15 protein-coding genes are annotated in these 14,641 nt (G+C 38.4%); 3 read left to right on the top strand and 12 right to left on the bottom strand.

What is annotated here, in order from left to right:
• Positions 1 to 34: 34 nt before the first annotated feature.
• Complete coding sequence (locus NSQ77_RS12940) at positions 35 to 982, bottom strand: NAD-dependent epimerase/dehydratase family protein (protein ID WP_339226436.1); 948 nt, start codon at positions 980 to 982, stop codon at positions 35 to 37.
• A 37-nt stretch (positions 983 to 1,019) separates the two neighbouring features.
• The gene (locus NSQ77_RS12935) at positions 1,020 to 2,210 is read right to left on the bottom strand and encodes a glycine C-acetyltransferase (protein WP_339226435.1); all 1,191 of its coding nucleotides are present in this window, start codon (positions 2,208 to 2,210) and stop codon (positions 1,020 to 1,022) included.
• A gap of 198 nt (positions 2,211 to 2,408) precedes the next feature.
• Between NSQ77_RS12935 and NSQ77_RS12930 the strand changes: the two genes are divergently transcribed.
• On the top strand, positions 2,409 to 2,540 hold the full coding sequence (locus NSQ77_RS12930; protein ID WP_339226434.1) for a hypothetical protein: 132 nt from the start codon (positions 2,409 to 2,411) through the stop codon (positions 2,538 to 2,540).
• Between the two features lie 133 nt (positions 2,541 to 2,673).
• Here the strand turns inward: NSQ77_RS12930 and NSQ77_RS12925 are convergent, their stop codons facing one another.
• Positions 2,674 to 3,468, bottom strand: a complete 795-nt coding sequence (locus tag NSQ77_RS12925; RefSeq protein WP_339226432.1) for a LysM peptidoglycan-binding domain-containing protein — start codon at positions 3,466 to 3,468, stop codon at positions 2,674 to 2,676.
• A 253-nt stretch (positions 3,469 to 3,721) separates the two neighbouring features.
• Positions 3,722 to 4,609 (bottom strand): DUF1002 domain-containing protein, encoded by an 888-nt coding sequence (locus tag NSQ77_RS12920; RefSeq protein ID WP_339226431.1) that lies wholly within the window; start codon positions 4,607 to 4,609, stop codon positions 3,722 to 3,724.
• A gap of 337 nt (positions 4,610 to 4,946) precedes the next feature.
• On the opposite strand from NSQ77_RS12920, the gene NSQ77_RS12915 reads away from it, so the two are divergent.
• Together NSQ77_RS12915 and NSQ77_RS12910 are read left to right on the top strand one after the other, a co-directional pair.
• Positions 4,947 to 6,146 carry an MFS transporter gene (locus tag NSQ77_RS12915; protein ID WP_339226430.1) on the top strand — a complete coding sequence of 400 codons (1,200 nt, stop codon included), beginning with the start codon at positions 4,947 to 4,949 and terminating at the stop codon, positions 6,144 to 6,146.
• Between the two features lie 109 nt (positions 6,147 to 6,255).
• Positions 6,256 to 6,501 (top strand): DUF1450 domain-containing protein, encoded by a 246-nt coding sequence (locus NSQ77_RS12910; RefSeq protein WP_339226429.1) that lies wholly within the window; start codon positions 6,256 to 6,258, stop codon positions 6,499 to 6,501.
• Positions 6,502 to 6,558: 57 nt separating this feature from the next.
• Here NSQ77_RS12910 and NSQ77_RS12905 read toward each other — a convergent pair whose 3' ends face one another.
• The 8 genes from NSQ77_RS12905 to NSQ77_RS12870 all read right to left on the bottom strand — a co-directional run bounded on the left by NSQ77_RS12905 (position 6,559) and on the right by NSQ77_RS12870 (position 14,526).
• Positions 6,559 to 7,734 (bottom strand): iron-containing alcohol dehydrogenase, encoded by a 1,176-nt coding sequence (locus tag NSQ77_RS12905; protein WP_339226428.1) that lies wholly within the window; start codon positions 7,732 to 7,734, stop codon positions 6,559 to 6,561.
• Between the two features lie 82 nt (positions 7,735 to 7,816).
• Positions 7,817 to 8,194, bottom strand: a complete 378-nt coding sequence (locus NSQ77_RS12900; protein ID WP_339226427.1) for a RidA family protein — start codon at positions 8,192 to 8,194, stop codon at positions 7,817 to 7,819.
• 165 nt (positions 8,195 to 8,359) lie between these two features.
• Positions 8,360 to 8,989 carry a lysozyme family protein gene (locus NSQ77_RS12895; protein ID WP_339226426.1) on the bottom strand — a complete coding sequence of 210 codons (630 nt, stop codon included), beginning with the start codon at positions 8,987 to 8,989 and terminating at the stop codon, positions 8,360 to 8,362.
• Positions 8,990 to 8,992: 3 nt separating this feature from the next.
• Positions 8,993 to 9,427, bottom strand: coding sequence for a hypothetical protein (locus tag NSQ77_RS12890; RefSeq protein WP_339226425.1), 435 nt, complete (start codon positions 9,425 to 9,427; stop codon positions 8,993 to 8,995).
• Between the two features lie 15 nt (positions 9,428 to 9,442).
• Positions 9,443 to 10,783 carry an MATE family efflux transporter gene (locus NSQ77_RS12885; RefSeq protein ID WP_339226424.1) on the bottom strand — a complete coding sequence of 447 codons (1,341 nt, stop codon included), beginning with the start codon at positions 10,781 to 10,783 and terminating at the stop codon, positions 9,443 to 9,445.
• Positions 10,784 to 10,894: 111 nt separating this feature from the next.
• Positions 10,895 to 12,910, bottom strand: a complete 2,016-nt coding sequence (locus NSQ77_RS12880) for a TRAP transporter permease (protein ID WP_339226423.1) — start codon at positions 12,908 to 12,910, stop codon at positions 10,895 to 10,897.
• The gene (locus NSQ77_RS12875) at positions 12,903 to 13,436 is read right to left on the bottom strand and encodes a DUF1850 domain-containing protein (protein ID WP_339226422.1); all 534 of its coding nucleotides are present in this window, start codon (positions 13,434 to 13,436) and stop codon (positions 12,903 to 12,905) included. Before NSQ77_RS12875 ends, NSQ77_RS12880 begins: the two co-directional genes overlap by 8 nt.
• A gap of 142 nt (positions 13,437 to 13,578) precedes the next feature.
• Entirely contained in the window at positions 13,579 to 14,526 is a 948-nt protein-coding gene (locus tag NSQ77_RS12870) for a TAXI family TRAP transporter solute-binding subunit (protein WP_339226421.1), read from the bottom strand.
• Positions 14,527 to 14,641: the final 115 nt, after the last annotated feature.

The raw sequence follows: 14,641 nt of genomic DNA, 5'->3' as shown, positions 1-14,641 counted from the left end.
TATCCTAAGACGACGTCTTCTCTTATTTTTTTCTTTAGCTATATGATTTCTTTCTTATCTTATCGAGCATATCAACTGTCATACGATCCAGATCATACTCTGCCTTAAATCCCCATTCCTCTATTGCCGCCTGAGAACTGATTGAATTTGGCCAGCTGTCAGCAATTTGCTGTCTAACCGAATCAATCTTATACGTCAGTTTGAAATCCGGCAGCTGCTTTTGAATCGATTTCGATAAATCCTCCGGATCTGTAGACATTGCCGATATATTGAAAGCGTTTCGATGAATTAATTTATTTGGGTTTGCTTCCATTAATTGAACAATCGCATTTAATGCATCTGGCATATACATCATATCCATATAGGTGCCTGCAGCAATATAGGATTCATACGCATTATGTTTTACCGCTTCATAATAGATTTCAACTGCATAATCTGTTGTACCACCACCTGGCGGAGCCACGTAAGATATCAATCCTGGAAAACGGACCCCTCTTGTATCTACCCCATACCGCTGGTAATAATAATCACATAAAAGCTCACCAGCTACTTTATTAACACCATACATTGACGTTGGCCGCTGTAACGTATCTTGCGGTGTGTTATCCCGTGGTGTTGTGGGACCAAAAGCACCAATTGAACTCGGTGTAAAAAATTGTAATTTAAATTCCTTTGCAACCTCTAATGTATTGAGCAATCCTCCCATATTAATATTCCAAGCGACTTTCGGAAATGCTTCTGCTTTTGCCGACAAAAGTGCTGCCAGATGCATAATCGTATCTACACCATGCTTTTTAACTGCATTCACAACTTGTTCTATATCGGTAACATCCATTATTTCAAATGGTCCTTGTTCATCGATCCCATCAAATTTCCGTATATCTGTTCCAATTACTTGATCAGTCCCATAAATTTCTCGTAATTTTCCTGTCAGCTCGGAGCCAATTTGACCTAAAGCACCAGTAACCAGAATCTTTTTCATCGCATAATTCCCCTCTATGCAGATTCACATCTCGTACTTAAATCAAGCCCATTTCTTTTCCTACTTTTTCATACACAGCTACCGATATATCTAGCATTTCCTTTGTGTGTGCTGCTGTTGGCATATTCCTAACACGTCCTGTACCACGTGGCACTGTTGGGTACACGATTGATTTTGCATAAACCCCTTCTTCAAATAACCGTTTACTAAATTGCTGTGCAGCATTCTCGTCCCCGATAATACATGGGGTTATAGGTGTTTCACTGTTTCCTATCGTAAAGCCTAATTGCTTCAAGCCCTCTTTCAAATAATCTCCATTTTCCCAAAGCTTTTCATTTAATTCCGTGCTTTCCATAAGCAATTCAATTGCCTTTGCACTAGCGATTGCATCTGCTGGAGATACAGCTGTCGAAAACAGGAATGGACGTGAGCGTACCTTTAGCCAATCAATCAGGTTTGCTTTTCCTGCTACATAGCCACCAACTACTCCAACCGCTTTTGAAAGTGTTCCCATTTGAAAGTCTATGTTATCCTGTAAACCAAAGTGTTTAACTGTACCGGCACCTTTTCCAGTGACTCCAGAGCCATGTGCATCATCTACATACGTTATTAAATCATAGGATTCTGCAATTCCCGCAATTTCCGGGAGCTTGGCAATATCACCATCCATTGAAAAGACACCATCTGTAATAACCATTACCTTCTTATAATTGCCAGACGTCGTTGCTTCCTTAGCCTTCCGACGTAAATCATCCATATCTGAATGCTCAAAACGAATTATTTTTGCCTTGGAAAGCCTACAGCCATCAATGATGGATGCATGATTAAGAGAGTCTGACAAAATCGCATCATTTTCATCCATCACTGCTGATATAGCAGCCATATTACAATTGAACCCAGATTGGTAGGAAATGGCTGCCTCTGTTCCTTTAAAAGCAGCGATTTTTTCCTCTAATGTAATGTGGAGATTAAGCGTGCCATTAATGGTACGAACTGCTCCTGCACCAACACCATATGAATCTATTGCTTCTCTTGCTACTCGCTTTAAACGTTCATCTGTCGCAAGGCCAAGATAGTTATTAGACGAAAGATTAATTAGCTCATTTCCCCGAATCCGTATAACAGGTCCATTTGCTCCCTCAACTGTATCAATTTCATTGTATAGCCCACGCTGCTTTAAATCTTGAATACTATCATGTAAAAAGCTGTCTAATGTTTTACTGGTCATATGACAAAACGCCTCCTTAAGCACTTTAATACTTCCACATACAGCTTACCATAAGAACGCTTACATATTTTTATGCGCTTTCCCAATTTAATTAGATATTTTTCGCTAATTATTATTTTACTGTAATTTCCTATAGTAGTTTTACTCCATTTCTACTATACTAGTAAATAGAAATTTAACATCTTGGAGGAAGCTCGCATGCGAAAGATCTTACTGGGGTTATTCGTTATTATTATTCTTACGATTGGAATAGCAGGATATGCAGAATTAAACAATAAACCAAATGAAGTAATTGAAGAATCAAATCACTCCACCGAAATACAACTTTAATTATGAAATGATGATTGAGTTTATTATAATGAAAAATATGCAAATCAGGAAATTACATGTTTTTTTATCCGCAAAAAAAGGAAAGCACATAATAACAGTGCTTTCCTTTTTATTTATTGCTGCGGGCTAACAATTATTTAATAATAGTTACGTCAACTTCCTGTGCACCCCAGTTAATTGCTTCTTCTTTTGTTGGGACATGAAGGTCGATTTTATTACCTTTGATCGCCCCACCAACATCAGCTGCTGTTGCATAACCATAGCCTTCAACGTAGACCTCTGAACCTAAAGGTATTACATTCGGGTCTACAGCGATTACTTTGGCATTAGGATTAGCATTTAAATCCACTCCTGTAGACGTAACCCCAGAACAGCCATCACATTTAGCTGTATAGGCAGTTGCCGTTACAGAAATAGTTTCCCCATTAGGGCTTTCTTCTGAACTCTCTTCCACTTGCTCTGATTTAACTTCAGCTTGCTTTTCTTCTGTTTGTTTTTCTTCTGTTTGTTTTTCTGCTTCATTTTCCTGATTTGATATTTCTGTAGTCTCAGCTGGTTCTGAATCTTCCTGACTTACATTTACACCATTTATTTTTAGATCTTGTCCGATAACAATGATATCGTTTTTAAGATCATTCCATTCCTTTAATTCATCTACTGTTATGTCATATTCTTTTCCAATACTGATCAATGTATCCCCTTGCTTTACTGAATATATGTTGTTAATAAACAGTAGTTCCTTAGGGTGTATGACAGTAGATTTTAAATCATTTATTTCAGTTAACTCCTCAACGGTTGTATCGTATTTATCTGCAATCTCCCAGAGACTTTCTCCCTTTTGTACTTCGTGTTCTTCAGCTGAAACTGTTGTTGTAGCCGCGCCAGCAATAAAAATACCTGCAGCGAGTGCTGCTACTAGTTTTTTCATCTGATGTACCTCCTTAAATTCTGACATTGCCTATCGTACCACAGTAAAACTACAAATACAGTTACAGGACGTTTAAGAGTCTATTACAAGGATTACTATTTTCATATTTTTGTTACATTCCGTAATATTTTTGATACAAAAGACTCAAATTATCGTTTTTTTCTATTACATAACGGGTAAATAGACACAAAAAAAGAAAAGCAGCTTCTTTTACAAAACTACTTTCCTTCTCTATTGAAAGTTATTATCTAGTTTATTTAAATAAACCACCTAAAAAGTCGCTAAGCGATTGGAATAGTTCACTGAAGAAATTAGCAACCTTTTCCCAGAAGCTTGCATCCAGTCCTAATTCATCCGCTTTATCCGCAATTGAATTAGCAATATCCTCCAGCTGATTTTTCACCGCTCCAAAGTCAATGTTTAAATCACGCATTTTATCAAAAAGATTTACAAGCAATTGCCGATCTTCATCACTTAAACGAATTTCTAATTTATCCAATTGCTCGCTGACAATTCGTTCTACATCTTCTTTTGTTGCCGGATTTTGCTCAGCAATCATCTGTTTGATTTCAGTTAATAATGTGCTTACTTCTTCTTGGGTAACATCTTCATTCTCAGCAAGGTCTGTTGCTACATTCAGTTCTTCATTGGCTAATTCCATCCGTTCCTTATCAAGTTCTTCTCCCACTACATCGTATGCCTTATAAATCCCCGTTAGTGCTGAATGCCCACTAACCCTGACTGGTGAGACAACATCTACTGTTGCATTTTCTGCACCAGCAGTAAGCAGTGCATTTTCATACATCGAAGCCGTTACTTCGGTTATATTTTCTGGAGTAACAATATTAACGGTTAGTCCAGTGCCTTCATTTTCCAAAAGAATTCTTGCAGAAGAATACATGTTGGAATTGGGATTTCCATTGATAAAATCTGCATAATCTTGTCCAGTAACGTCATGCTCCTCGAATGTGTCTGTATCTGAAATATCCAATGCTTCCCTGACTTGAGCACGCTGTGAATCACTTAACTTTTCTCCATAAATAAGAATCGTATTCGATGCTGCTGATACTGGCATAGCAAATGCAATAAATAACGCTAGCGTCAGCAGTGACAAACGAACAATCTTTCCATTAAGTTTCATATTTATATATCTCCTTTTTTCTCATTCCTGTAATCTTCCAGAGTTTGTCCAGTAAATTTATCCAAATTCACAACCCGTAAAGTTCGGATTCCTTCCCATTGTCTGCGGGATTGCCAACTTTCAGTGAACCTTCAATTAAATGAAGGTTCACACCATCTATTATAACGCCTGATACTAATTTTGAACATCTTTTTTCAGAATCAATATGGAACAGTGAGCAGATAACTTTAAATTTATTTCGTATTGGTGTATATTTAGAGTATCGAAATAATTTTAAAGAAAGAAGGTTTTTGGAATCATAGATACTGACCAAGCGGCTAAACGTAATTTAGCTATTATGTGGTTCGCCAACTTTTTTGTTAGTGGTAGTATGACAATGGTAATTCCATTTATCTCCTTATATATTGATTCAATGGGGAACTTCTCCGACTCCTATGTACAAACCTGGTCGGGGCTAACGTTTGCAGTAACATTCATTGCTGCATTTATTTTTTCTCCAATATGGGGAAGAATAGGAGATAAATATGGCAGAAAGAACATTTTAATTATCTCTGCATTCGGGATTGGACTATCGGTATTTTTAATGGGGTTTGCCACATCTGTATGGCAGCTTTTTTTATTGCGATTGTTTATGGGTATTGTAACTGGATTTATTCCGATGTCCCAAGCATTTATATCTGTACAGACACCAAAAGAGGTCGCAGGAAAAGTGCTCGGTACACTTCAAACCGGAAGCATTACTGGAGCTTTAATGGGACCAATGCTCGGCGGTTCATTAGCAGATCTATTTGGCTATTCAAGCACATTTAAATGGGTTTCCATTACTATATTCATTTCCGGGTTCCTTGTAATGTTTGGAATCAAGGAATTGCAAATTAATATTGCAAAAGATAAAAGTGACTTTAAATCGTATAGCAGCAAAGAAGTATTGCAGCATATTTTAAATAAGCCAGTATTGCTTGTTGTGATGCTGCTTTCAACATTGGTGCAGATTGCACATTTTAGTGTGCAACCAATACTTTCTTTATTTGTTGCAGAAATTCACGGACCAGTTAATATTGCTTTCTTCGCAGGTTTAGCCTTTTCGGCAGCCGGTTTAGGAAATCTCCTCATGTCCAGAAGATGGGGAAAAATCGGAGACCGTGTTGGCCATATTAAGATATTAATTATCCTTTTATTTATGGCGGGAATTGTCTATTTTCCAGGTGCATTTGTAACGAACATCTGGCAGCTTGTTGTCCTAAGATTCTTACTTGGGGTTTCAATTGGGGGTATTGTTCCACTCCGAATTGCATACATCCGTCAGGAAGCACCATTATCGATGCAAGGAGAAGTGCTGGGCTATAATACGAGCCTGCGCTTCCTTGGAAATATAATTGGTCCAGCTCTAGGCGGCTTAATTGCTGCTGCATGGGGATTTTCCTCTGTATTCATGATAACAAGCTTATTGCTTATTGCTAGTGGTATCATTATGCTTGTGGCTTGGTATAAAAGCGAAGATTCACCTGAACATGCCCATTCCTTCTCATCAAGATAATCGGCATAAAGAGCTTAACTGGATGGAACAAAACAGAATAATTGATTTCCAGACCCAAATATGCTAAAACTAACTAAGTCTTAATATTTATAGAAAGAAAGTGATAGCAATGGGTATAGTCGTTGTCGAAGTTTGTGACGGTAATGCAATCACTACTTTAAATATAGAGGAAATTATTGAATCAGAATTTCCTGAAGTAGCAGTGCTAATGAATGATTGTTTATCATTTTGCGGATTATGTCGTGTAAGACCGTATGCACTTGTAAATAATAAACGCGTATTCGGTAAGACTCCTGAAGAATGCTTGGAGAAAATACGCGAGGAAATAAAAAAAGAACTGGCTATCTATCAATGATATGCCAGTTCTTTTTCTACTTTATATGACAAAATATTTCCTGGGAAATAGTTGAGATTATTCGGTTAAGCTAGCATTGAATATCGTAATCGAATCTTCTTTAGTTAATCGCTTGAAGTTGCCATATTCAGTGTTCGCACTAACCGTTTTATCAGCCATTAGTTCAACCGTGCTCTCATCAATAGCATAGTCGGCCAACGATGCTGGCGCCCCGATAGAATTCCAAAATTCCCGAAGCTTCTCAATACCTTCATATGCAATTTCCTGATCTGACTTACCTCTTGTACTTATACCAAATACACGAACTGCTAACTGCTTAAAGCGTGAGGCGTTATTCTCATCCAATACATGCTTCATCCAATTCGGAAATAATATCGCTAACCCTCCTCCATGAGGAATGTCGTGCACTGCAGATACCGCATGCTCTAGATTATGTGTCGCCCAATCGCCCCGGTATCCGATGTTCAGCATATTATTCAGTGCTAAAGTACCACTAAGCATGATTGTTGCCCGATGGTCATAACTCTCTGGATTATCAAGCAATTTCGGTGCTGTTTCCATGACGGTCAATAAAATGGATTCACAAAAACGGTCTTGCACCAGTGTGTTCGGCGTTTGATGGAAATAATGTTCAAGCACATGGGACATAATATCTACAATACCATAAACCGTCTGGTCACGCGGCACAGTGAATGTATGTACTGGGTCTAAAATGGAAAATACAGGATAGGTAAATGATGTTCCCCAGCCATGCTTCTCATTGGTTTCCCAGTTTGTGATAACCGAGCCGCTATTCATTTCGGATCCTGTTGCTGCCAATGTAAGAATAGTACCAAATGGCAATGCTCCGTGTGCATGCTCTTTCTTTGTCACAATATCCCACATATCCACATCTGTTTTTGCTCCAACAGCAATCGCTTTTGTACAATCAATTGTACTGCCCCCACCAACTGCGAGCAGAAAATCAATTTGGTGTTCCTTACAGATCGCTACGCCTTTACGAACAGTTGATATACGTGGATTCGGCTCTACACCGGGCAATTCATAAACAGTTGCTCCGAGCTTATCAAGCTCTTTCATCACGTGATTATATATACCATTCTTCTTAATGCTGCCCCCGCCGTATACAATTAAAATGCTCTTGCCGTAAGGTCTTATTTCATCTGCCAGCTTCTCCAGCTGCCCTTTGCCAAAAATTAATTTCGTCGGATTATGGTACGTGAAGTTTTCCAAAGTAGATTCCTCCCATGTTTGTTCAAGGACATTTCGTTATAAGTTATCCCCTTGCAGTGCAAGCATTCAAAAGCAGACCTGCTTATTTGGTATATGCTATGACATCCATTTCTACTAAAACATCCTTTGGCAGCCGGCTCACTTCAACAGTTGCTCTTGCCGGATATGGCTCTGTTAAAAAGCTGCCATAAATTTCATTTACCTCAGCAAAGTGATCCATGGAGGCTAAATAAATCGTAAACTTAACGACTTGGGAAAAATCGCTCTCTGCTTCTGTCAAAATTGCTTTTAAATTTTCAAGTACTTGTTTCGTCTGGCTTGCAATACCATCAACGATTTCACCTGATTTTGGATCAATCGGAATTTGTCCTGACACATAAACAAAGTCTCCTGCCTGAATTGCTTGTGAATACGGGCCAATTGCTGCTGGTGCTTTTTCAGTTTGAATTGCTTTTACCATTTGAATTCCTCCTATTGTGTACGTTTTTCAGAAAACTTGACAATCACCAAAGCTTTTGGTGACTGGCTTAGTTGCACTGATGAAGATAAGATAGTTTTACACTTTTTTATCTGCTTAATTCGATTTCTATCTTTTCTATAATCATACCAGTTTCTACATTATTCTTCACTCAGGAGCTAGTACATCTTTATATTGCATAACAGACCTGACATAGTATATATCACCATAACAAGCATCGAACTGTTTTGCTTCTTCCCTCTTGCATGTATATACCGATGGATCAGCAGCATTCTCATACATTTCTTGGGAAAATGCAATTGCAATATCCTGTGAATAACTTTCCGACTCTGCGTGAACATATTCGATAAAGCCGCGTCCGAAATTATACGATTGAATTGCCAGTTCCAGGTCACCATTTGCATCCTCTAAAGTCTGGGCAAAATAATAGACTCCTTGTTTAATAGAAATCTCAGGGTCTTTAATACATCCAATCTTTCCACAGTAGCTTTCCGAGGACTGCATCGGGTCATCGCCTCTTCCCCCTGATTCCTGCATCATCATTGCCTGCAGAACATCAACATAATCTTCTACGTCATACTTTTTTGCATAGGTTTCAATCAATGGCTTATAGCTCCGAACTTCCTCACTGATTAAGGTTGATGGTGACTGCGTAATATTGAAATCACCTTGTTTTTCAAATGTTAAAAATGATAATAGTAAAAATACGCCAATTAAAATAAATGTAACACTAACGATTTGCTTTATTATTTTACGCAGTTTTCTTTTTAGCTTCATACGTTATCTTTCCTTTTCCATTAGCAAAAACTTTACGAGCTTCCAGACAATTAAACCATAAATAAGATGTCCAATTATCCAAAATGAAAATGCCATCTTATCAGCCAAATCTGGGGTTCGATCAGAGAATTGTGTTGTAAAAAAGAGAAAATATCCAATCACGATGTTTACAATTATATAAGGCAACATTTGGTTTTGAAGCTTGTATCTTTTAAATAAATAATAGATACATAGTACAAGTAAAACAGAAACAACCAAATGAAGGCCAAATTCAGCAGCCTCTTGCATATTCCAATCCTTTATAACAGGAATATAATCAACATTTAATAAAAGAACATAAACAGTTTCTCCAGTACTTCGTTCCACTAGCTTCAAAAATATACCCAGTATAATACCTGAAATGCTTCCAATACTTATAAGCTTCCATAATTGTTTCATCGCTTTACTCCATTATCAATTCGCCTTCTTGAACAATTCTTTCTCCCGCCATTTACCAAAGCGGTAGTAACCACCAGCAATCACACTACTAATCACAAAGCTTGCTCCCATTCCAATTGCTATTCCAACTTCACCAAATACCTTTGAAAATAAAACAGTTAATGGGTACCGCAAAACCCAAAATGAAATAATATTCAGTGCAAGCACTTGATACATCGCACCTGCCGCACGAACAATTCCATTTAGAATAAAATTAATACCTAAAAACGGGTAGCACAAAGCAATAATTTGTAAGTACGTCTTACCGAACTCGACTGCTGTTTCATCCCGAATAAACAGTTTGACACCATATTCAGCTAAAAATACAACGACAATACCAATCGCCAGCATAATGGAGAAATTATACAACACTCCATACTTCGCAATTCGTTGCACGCGGGACCAGTTTTTAACGCCGATATTCTGTCCTGCCATGCTGCTGACCGCCGTACTAAGAGCGTGTGCCGGCAGCATCAATAAACTATCCAAGCGTTGTGCTGCACTAAATCCTGCAACAGCGCCACCGCCAAAACCCGTGACAACACTCATAATTGCTGCAGACCCTGCTGAAATAACGGACATTTGCAGCCCAGATGGAATTCCAAGGTTTAAAATCAAACCAACCTCAGCTTTATTAGGTAATGTTGGTACACTAAACGGTGCAAGCTTTTTAGATAAAATATATATCAAACCATATAGAAAAGCCACTCCCTGTGAAACTACCGTTGCATATGCGGCACCCTCTACTCCCCAATTAAACACACTTATAAATATTGGATCAAGCACCGTATTTAGCACAACAGCTATCATAACAAAGCGAACCGGCGTTTTACTATCCCCTAATGCGCGGAGAACTGTGCTAATAAAATTATAGCCAAACAGAAATAGAATCCCAAGAAAGTTAATTTGCAAATAAGCATTTGCTTGTTCTATCATAACTTCCGGTGTGCCAAGCAGGCTTAAAAAATGTTCTGAGAAAAAATATCCTATTGCACCTAGCACAATTGCTATCGTTGTTAAAATAACAACAAATGCGTTTAAATACCGCTTTAATCCGGCTTCATTATCTTTCCCTTTTTGCTGGGACAAAATAGTAAGTGCTGCATTATTTAAACCAATTATAAAGGAAAGTACTGTAAACAAAATTGTGCCTGATACTGCTACTGCTCCCAAAGCGTTTGCACCGAGCAAATTACCGACCCACAAACTATCGATCAGCTGATAGGATGTTTGCAATAAATTCGTAAACATAATCGGCCAGGAGAACCAGATTAATTGCTTGAATATATTCCCTTCTGTAAAATCATACTGCTTCATTATGTTAATCCTCTTTCTATTTTATATCATCATAGGTTAAGCATAGCGCATTGCCATGAGAAATCAAAGAAAGGTGATCAGATAAAATTCTGATCACCTTTATATTGGCTTTTATCCCGCAGATCCTGCTTTTTTCAGATCTCCACGCTGATTATCTTGGCCTTTACCTTTTGTCATAATTTGAATAGCTACTAATAATACGAAAGCAATAAAGCCAATTGTGTCGGAATAGCCTTCTGGATACATTAACAGCAACCCAGTAATAACTGAAATAATCCTTTCAAAGCCGTTAATTTTACGATACCAAAACCCGATAAGGCCTGCTCCAACAGCAATCATTCCAATCATAGCCGTAATGAGTGACCAGCCAATATCGACAAAACTTCCTTCTATCATTAATAGCGTCGGATTAAGTACGAACATATACGGTATGATAAAAGCCGCAATCGCCAGCTTTGATGCATTTACTCCTGTACGAATCGGATCTCCCCCAGATATCCCACTGGCTGCGAAGGCCGCGAGTGCCACTGGCGGTGTAATATCTGCAACAATTCCAAAGTAGAACACAAACATATGTGCAGCTAAAACAGGAATTGCTACATCCAGTTCTCCATTTAATGCAATGATTGCCGGTAAAGCAATTGTTGATGTAATAATGTAATTTGCTGTTGTCGGAGAACCCATTCCAATAATGATCGACGTAATCATTGTGAAGAACAAAGTTAGCATCAGCTGAATTTCAGGTGAGCCTGCAATGGTTCCAGCTATGCTGACAAGACCATTTCCTAATTTTAAACCTAAACCGGTTTTTGTAACGACCCCTACTATAATTCCGGCACAGGCCGTGGCTGCTGCAACTCCCAGCGCTGTTCGCGCACCTGACTCCAGTGCAACAATAAACTTACTCGGTGTAATTCGTGTATCCTTTCGAAACAAACTTACAATAATGGTCGCTATAATTCCATAAATTGCTGCACGTTCAACACTTATACCAATAAATAAAAAGTAAACAATTGCTAGTATTGGCAGTAATAAATGTATTTTTTTTAGTACAGATATTTTACTTGGGATTTCCTCCTTCGGTAATCCAAGAAGGCCCATTCGCTTTGCTTCAAAATGTGTCATAATCCAAATACCGGAGAAATAGAGAATAGCCGGGATTGTTGCTGCCTTTGCGATATTCCAATAGCTTTCTCCCGCAAACTCAATCATAAGAAATGCTGCCGCGCCCATAATTGGCGGCATAATTTGTCCCCCAGTGGATGCAGCCGCTTCTACTGCTCCTGCGAAATCTTTCTTATAACCAAGTTTTTTCATCATCGGTATCGTATATGCGCCTGTAGTAACCGTATTTGCTACAGAGCTTCCAGAAATTGTTCCATTCAGTGCACTGGAAAAAATCGCAACTTTTGCAGGTCCGCCAACCCGACGGCCAGCAATCGAAATCGCCAAGTCGTTAAAGTAGTTTCCAACTCCTGTTTGGACGAGAAAGGCGCCAAATAATAAGAATAAGAAAATATACGTAGAAGATACTTGTAATGGAGTACCAAGAATACCCTCTGTTGTAAAAAACATGGATTGAATTAATTGCTGAAAACTCAACCCGCGGTGTGCTAGGATTCCTGGCATATAGGGTCCAAAAATAGCATAAACAAGAAACAATCCAGCAATAATTGTTATCGGCATCCCAACAGCTCTTCTGGCAGCTTCCAAAACCAATAGTACTGCAATCCCGCCAATAATTACTTGAATGCCGTCAATGCCGCCTACCTGTTGAACTAAGGAATCATAGAACACAGGCCAATAACCGCAGACCACAATGGACAATGATGAAAGGGCATAGTCATACCAAGGGATTGTCTGCCTTTTTGTTTTTCTCCGGGCGGGAAATAATAGAAAGATAAGTGTTAATGCAAAGCCTAGATGGACCGTTCGTTGAATGTAAGCTGTATATTGCCCGAAAACCCCTGTATAAATCTGAAATAGGGAGAATGCAATTAATACAAAAAAGATTACTTTAGCGATCAAGCCACCGACATTCCGAGTATTTGATTCAGCATCATATTTTTGCATGAGTTCCTGTTGTTCTTCCAGCGTTAGCTGCTTTGGCTCTTTGTTTTCACTCATGGATCTTCACTCCTTTCAGATATTCCCATAGTGTGATTTTTTCTACCTTCACTGTAAACCAATCACCAGGATCAAAATAATCATTAAACCAGACCATATGCTCCTCTCCTGTGTTTGTCTCCCACAAAAATCGATTTTCCGAAACGGTTTTTCCATTACGAATTTTCATGGAAGCAAAGTAATTGTCTAAATTCTTTATATGGTATTTTCCATCTTCATAGACAAAGGTTTCACCTTCCCCTGCATTTGCAGGCATGCCAATACCAAATTCCTCAAAGATGATTTCGTATTGTTTTATATCCAGGTTTTCTGTAACGATATATTTTTCTGCAACATCTGTTAAATGAATGGAATGTGTAAAAATGATCTGAAATTTGTCACCTATTTCAATCGGCTTAAATGCCTCAAGCTGATTTGTGTTTTCTTCATAAAAAACGAGCGCGGTACTAACTGGGACAAACAGAAAAATGCTTATTAAACTTGCTATAAGGAAAATAACAATGATAATCTTTTTTTTATGTAACATAAAGTTTCACCTGGATCGTTGTTTCTATTTATTTAATAGGTTAGCCGTTACTGCTGTCTTTCTATTTGGCAAAAATAGCCGACAGCCATTCCCGCAAGAGGGTGGACAGCCGGCTATAGCAATCTATAAATACACAGTTAGTTTATTCGACGCTTATACCTTTTTCCTCATAATACTTTTGTGCTCCAGGATGTACATCAATTCCGATACCATCTAGAGCAGTTTCCAGTTTAATAAATTGAGCCTTGTCATGCGCCATACTATCTGCATTTTCATAAATAGCCTTCGTAATTTCATAAACGGTATCTTCTGGAACGCTATCTACTACTGCCAGCATCGCTAAAACTGCAACTGTATTTACTTCCTCATCCAAACCATACGTACCCGCTGGAATCGTATCAGCTGCATAGTATGGATACTGTTCAATCATTTCATCAATTTTATCCTGAGCAATCGGAACGATCGAAACGTCTACTGTAGCAGATAATCCTTCTACAGCACCTGTTGGCGTTCCAGCTGTAATAAAGGCAGCATCAATATTGCCGTCTTGAATTCCACCAGTTGATTCACTGAAATCCAGATTTTGCGGGTTAATATCGTCCATTGTCATTCCATGGACTTCTAATATTTGCTCTGCATTCACATATGTTCCCGACCCCGGCGCACCGACTGAAACAGACTTTCCTGCCAAATCCTCTACAGAAGTAATACCAGAGTCTCCAGTGGTAACAATTTGAATTGTTTCTGGATAAAGTGCTCCAATTGCAAGTACATTATCAATCGGATTTCCTTCAAAAGAGTTTATTCCTTCAACAGCATTTGACATAACGTCTGTTTGTACAAACGCCAGCTCAGCATCTCCCTCATTTAAAGCGATTACATTATCAGCCGAAGCATTTGATGAAACTGCATCCGTCTGAATACCTGTTGCCTCCGTGATATTAGTAGCCATTTCTCCACCTAGCGGGTAATATGTACCGCTTGTGCCACCTGTCAGCATTTGAAGAAACTCTTCTTCACTGCATGCTGACAGAAATAGTGCCATTCCCATCACTAATACAGCCGATAAAAACAACTTTATCTTTCTCATAAAAACACCCCTTTTGTTCTATATTTCAATAAATTTATATTAACTGAACCAATATTCAATGTCAAATAATTCTAAAGCATCATTTTTTTGACTATTTGAGTACAATTCTTTATTT

The sequence above is a fragment of the Oceanobacillus sp. FSL K6-2867 genome, from assembly GCF_037963145.1.
In the GTDB taxonomy this organism is placed as follows: domain Bacteria; phylum Bacillota; class Bacilli; order Bacillales; family Amphibacillaceae; genus Oceanobacillus.
This window is presented reverse-complemented; position numbering and strand designations above follow the sequence as displayed.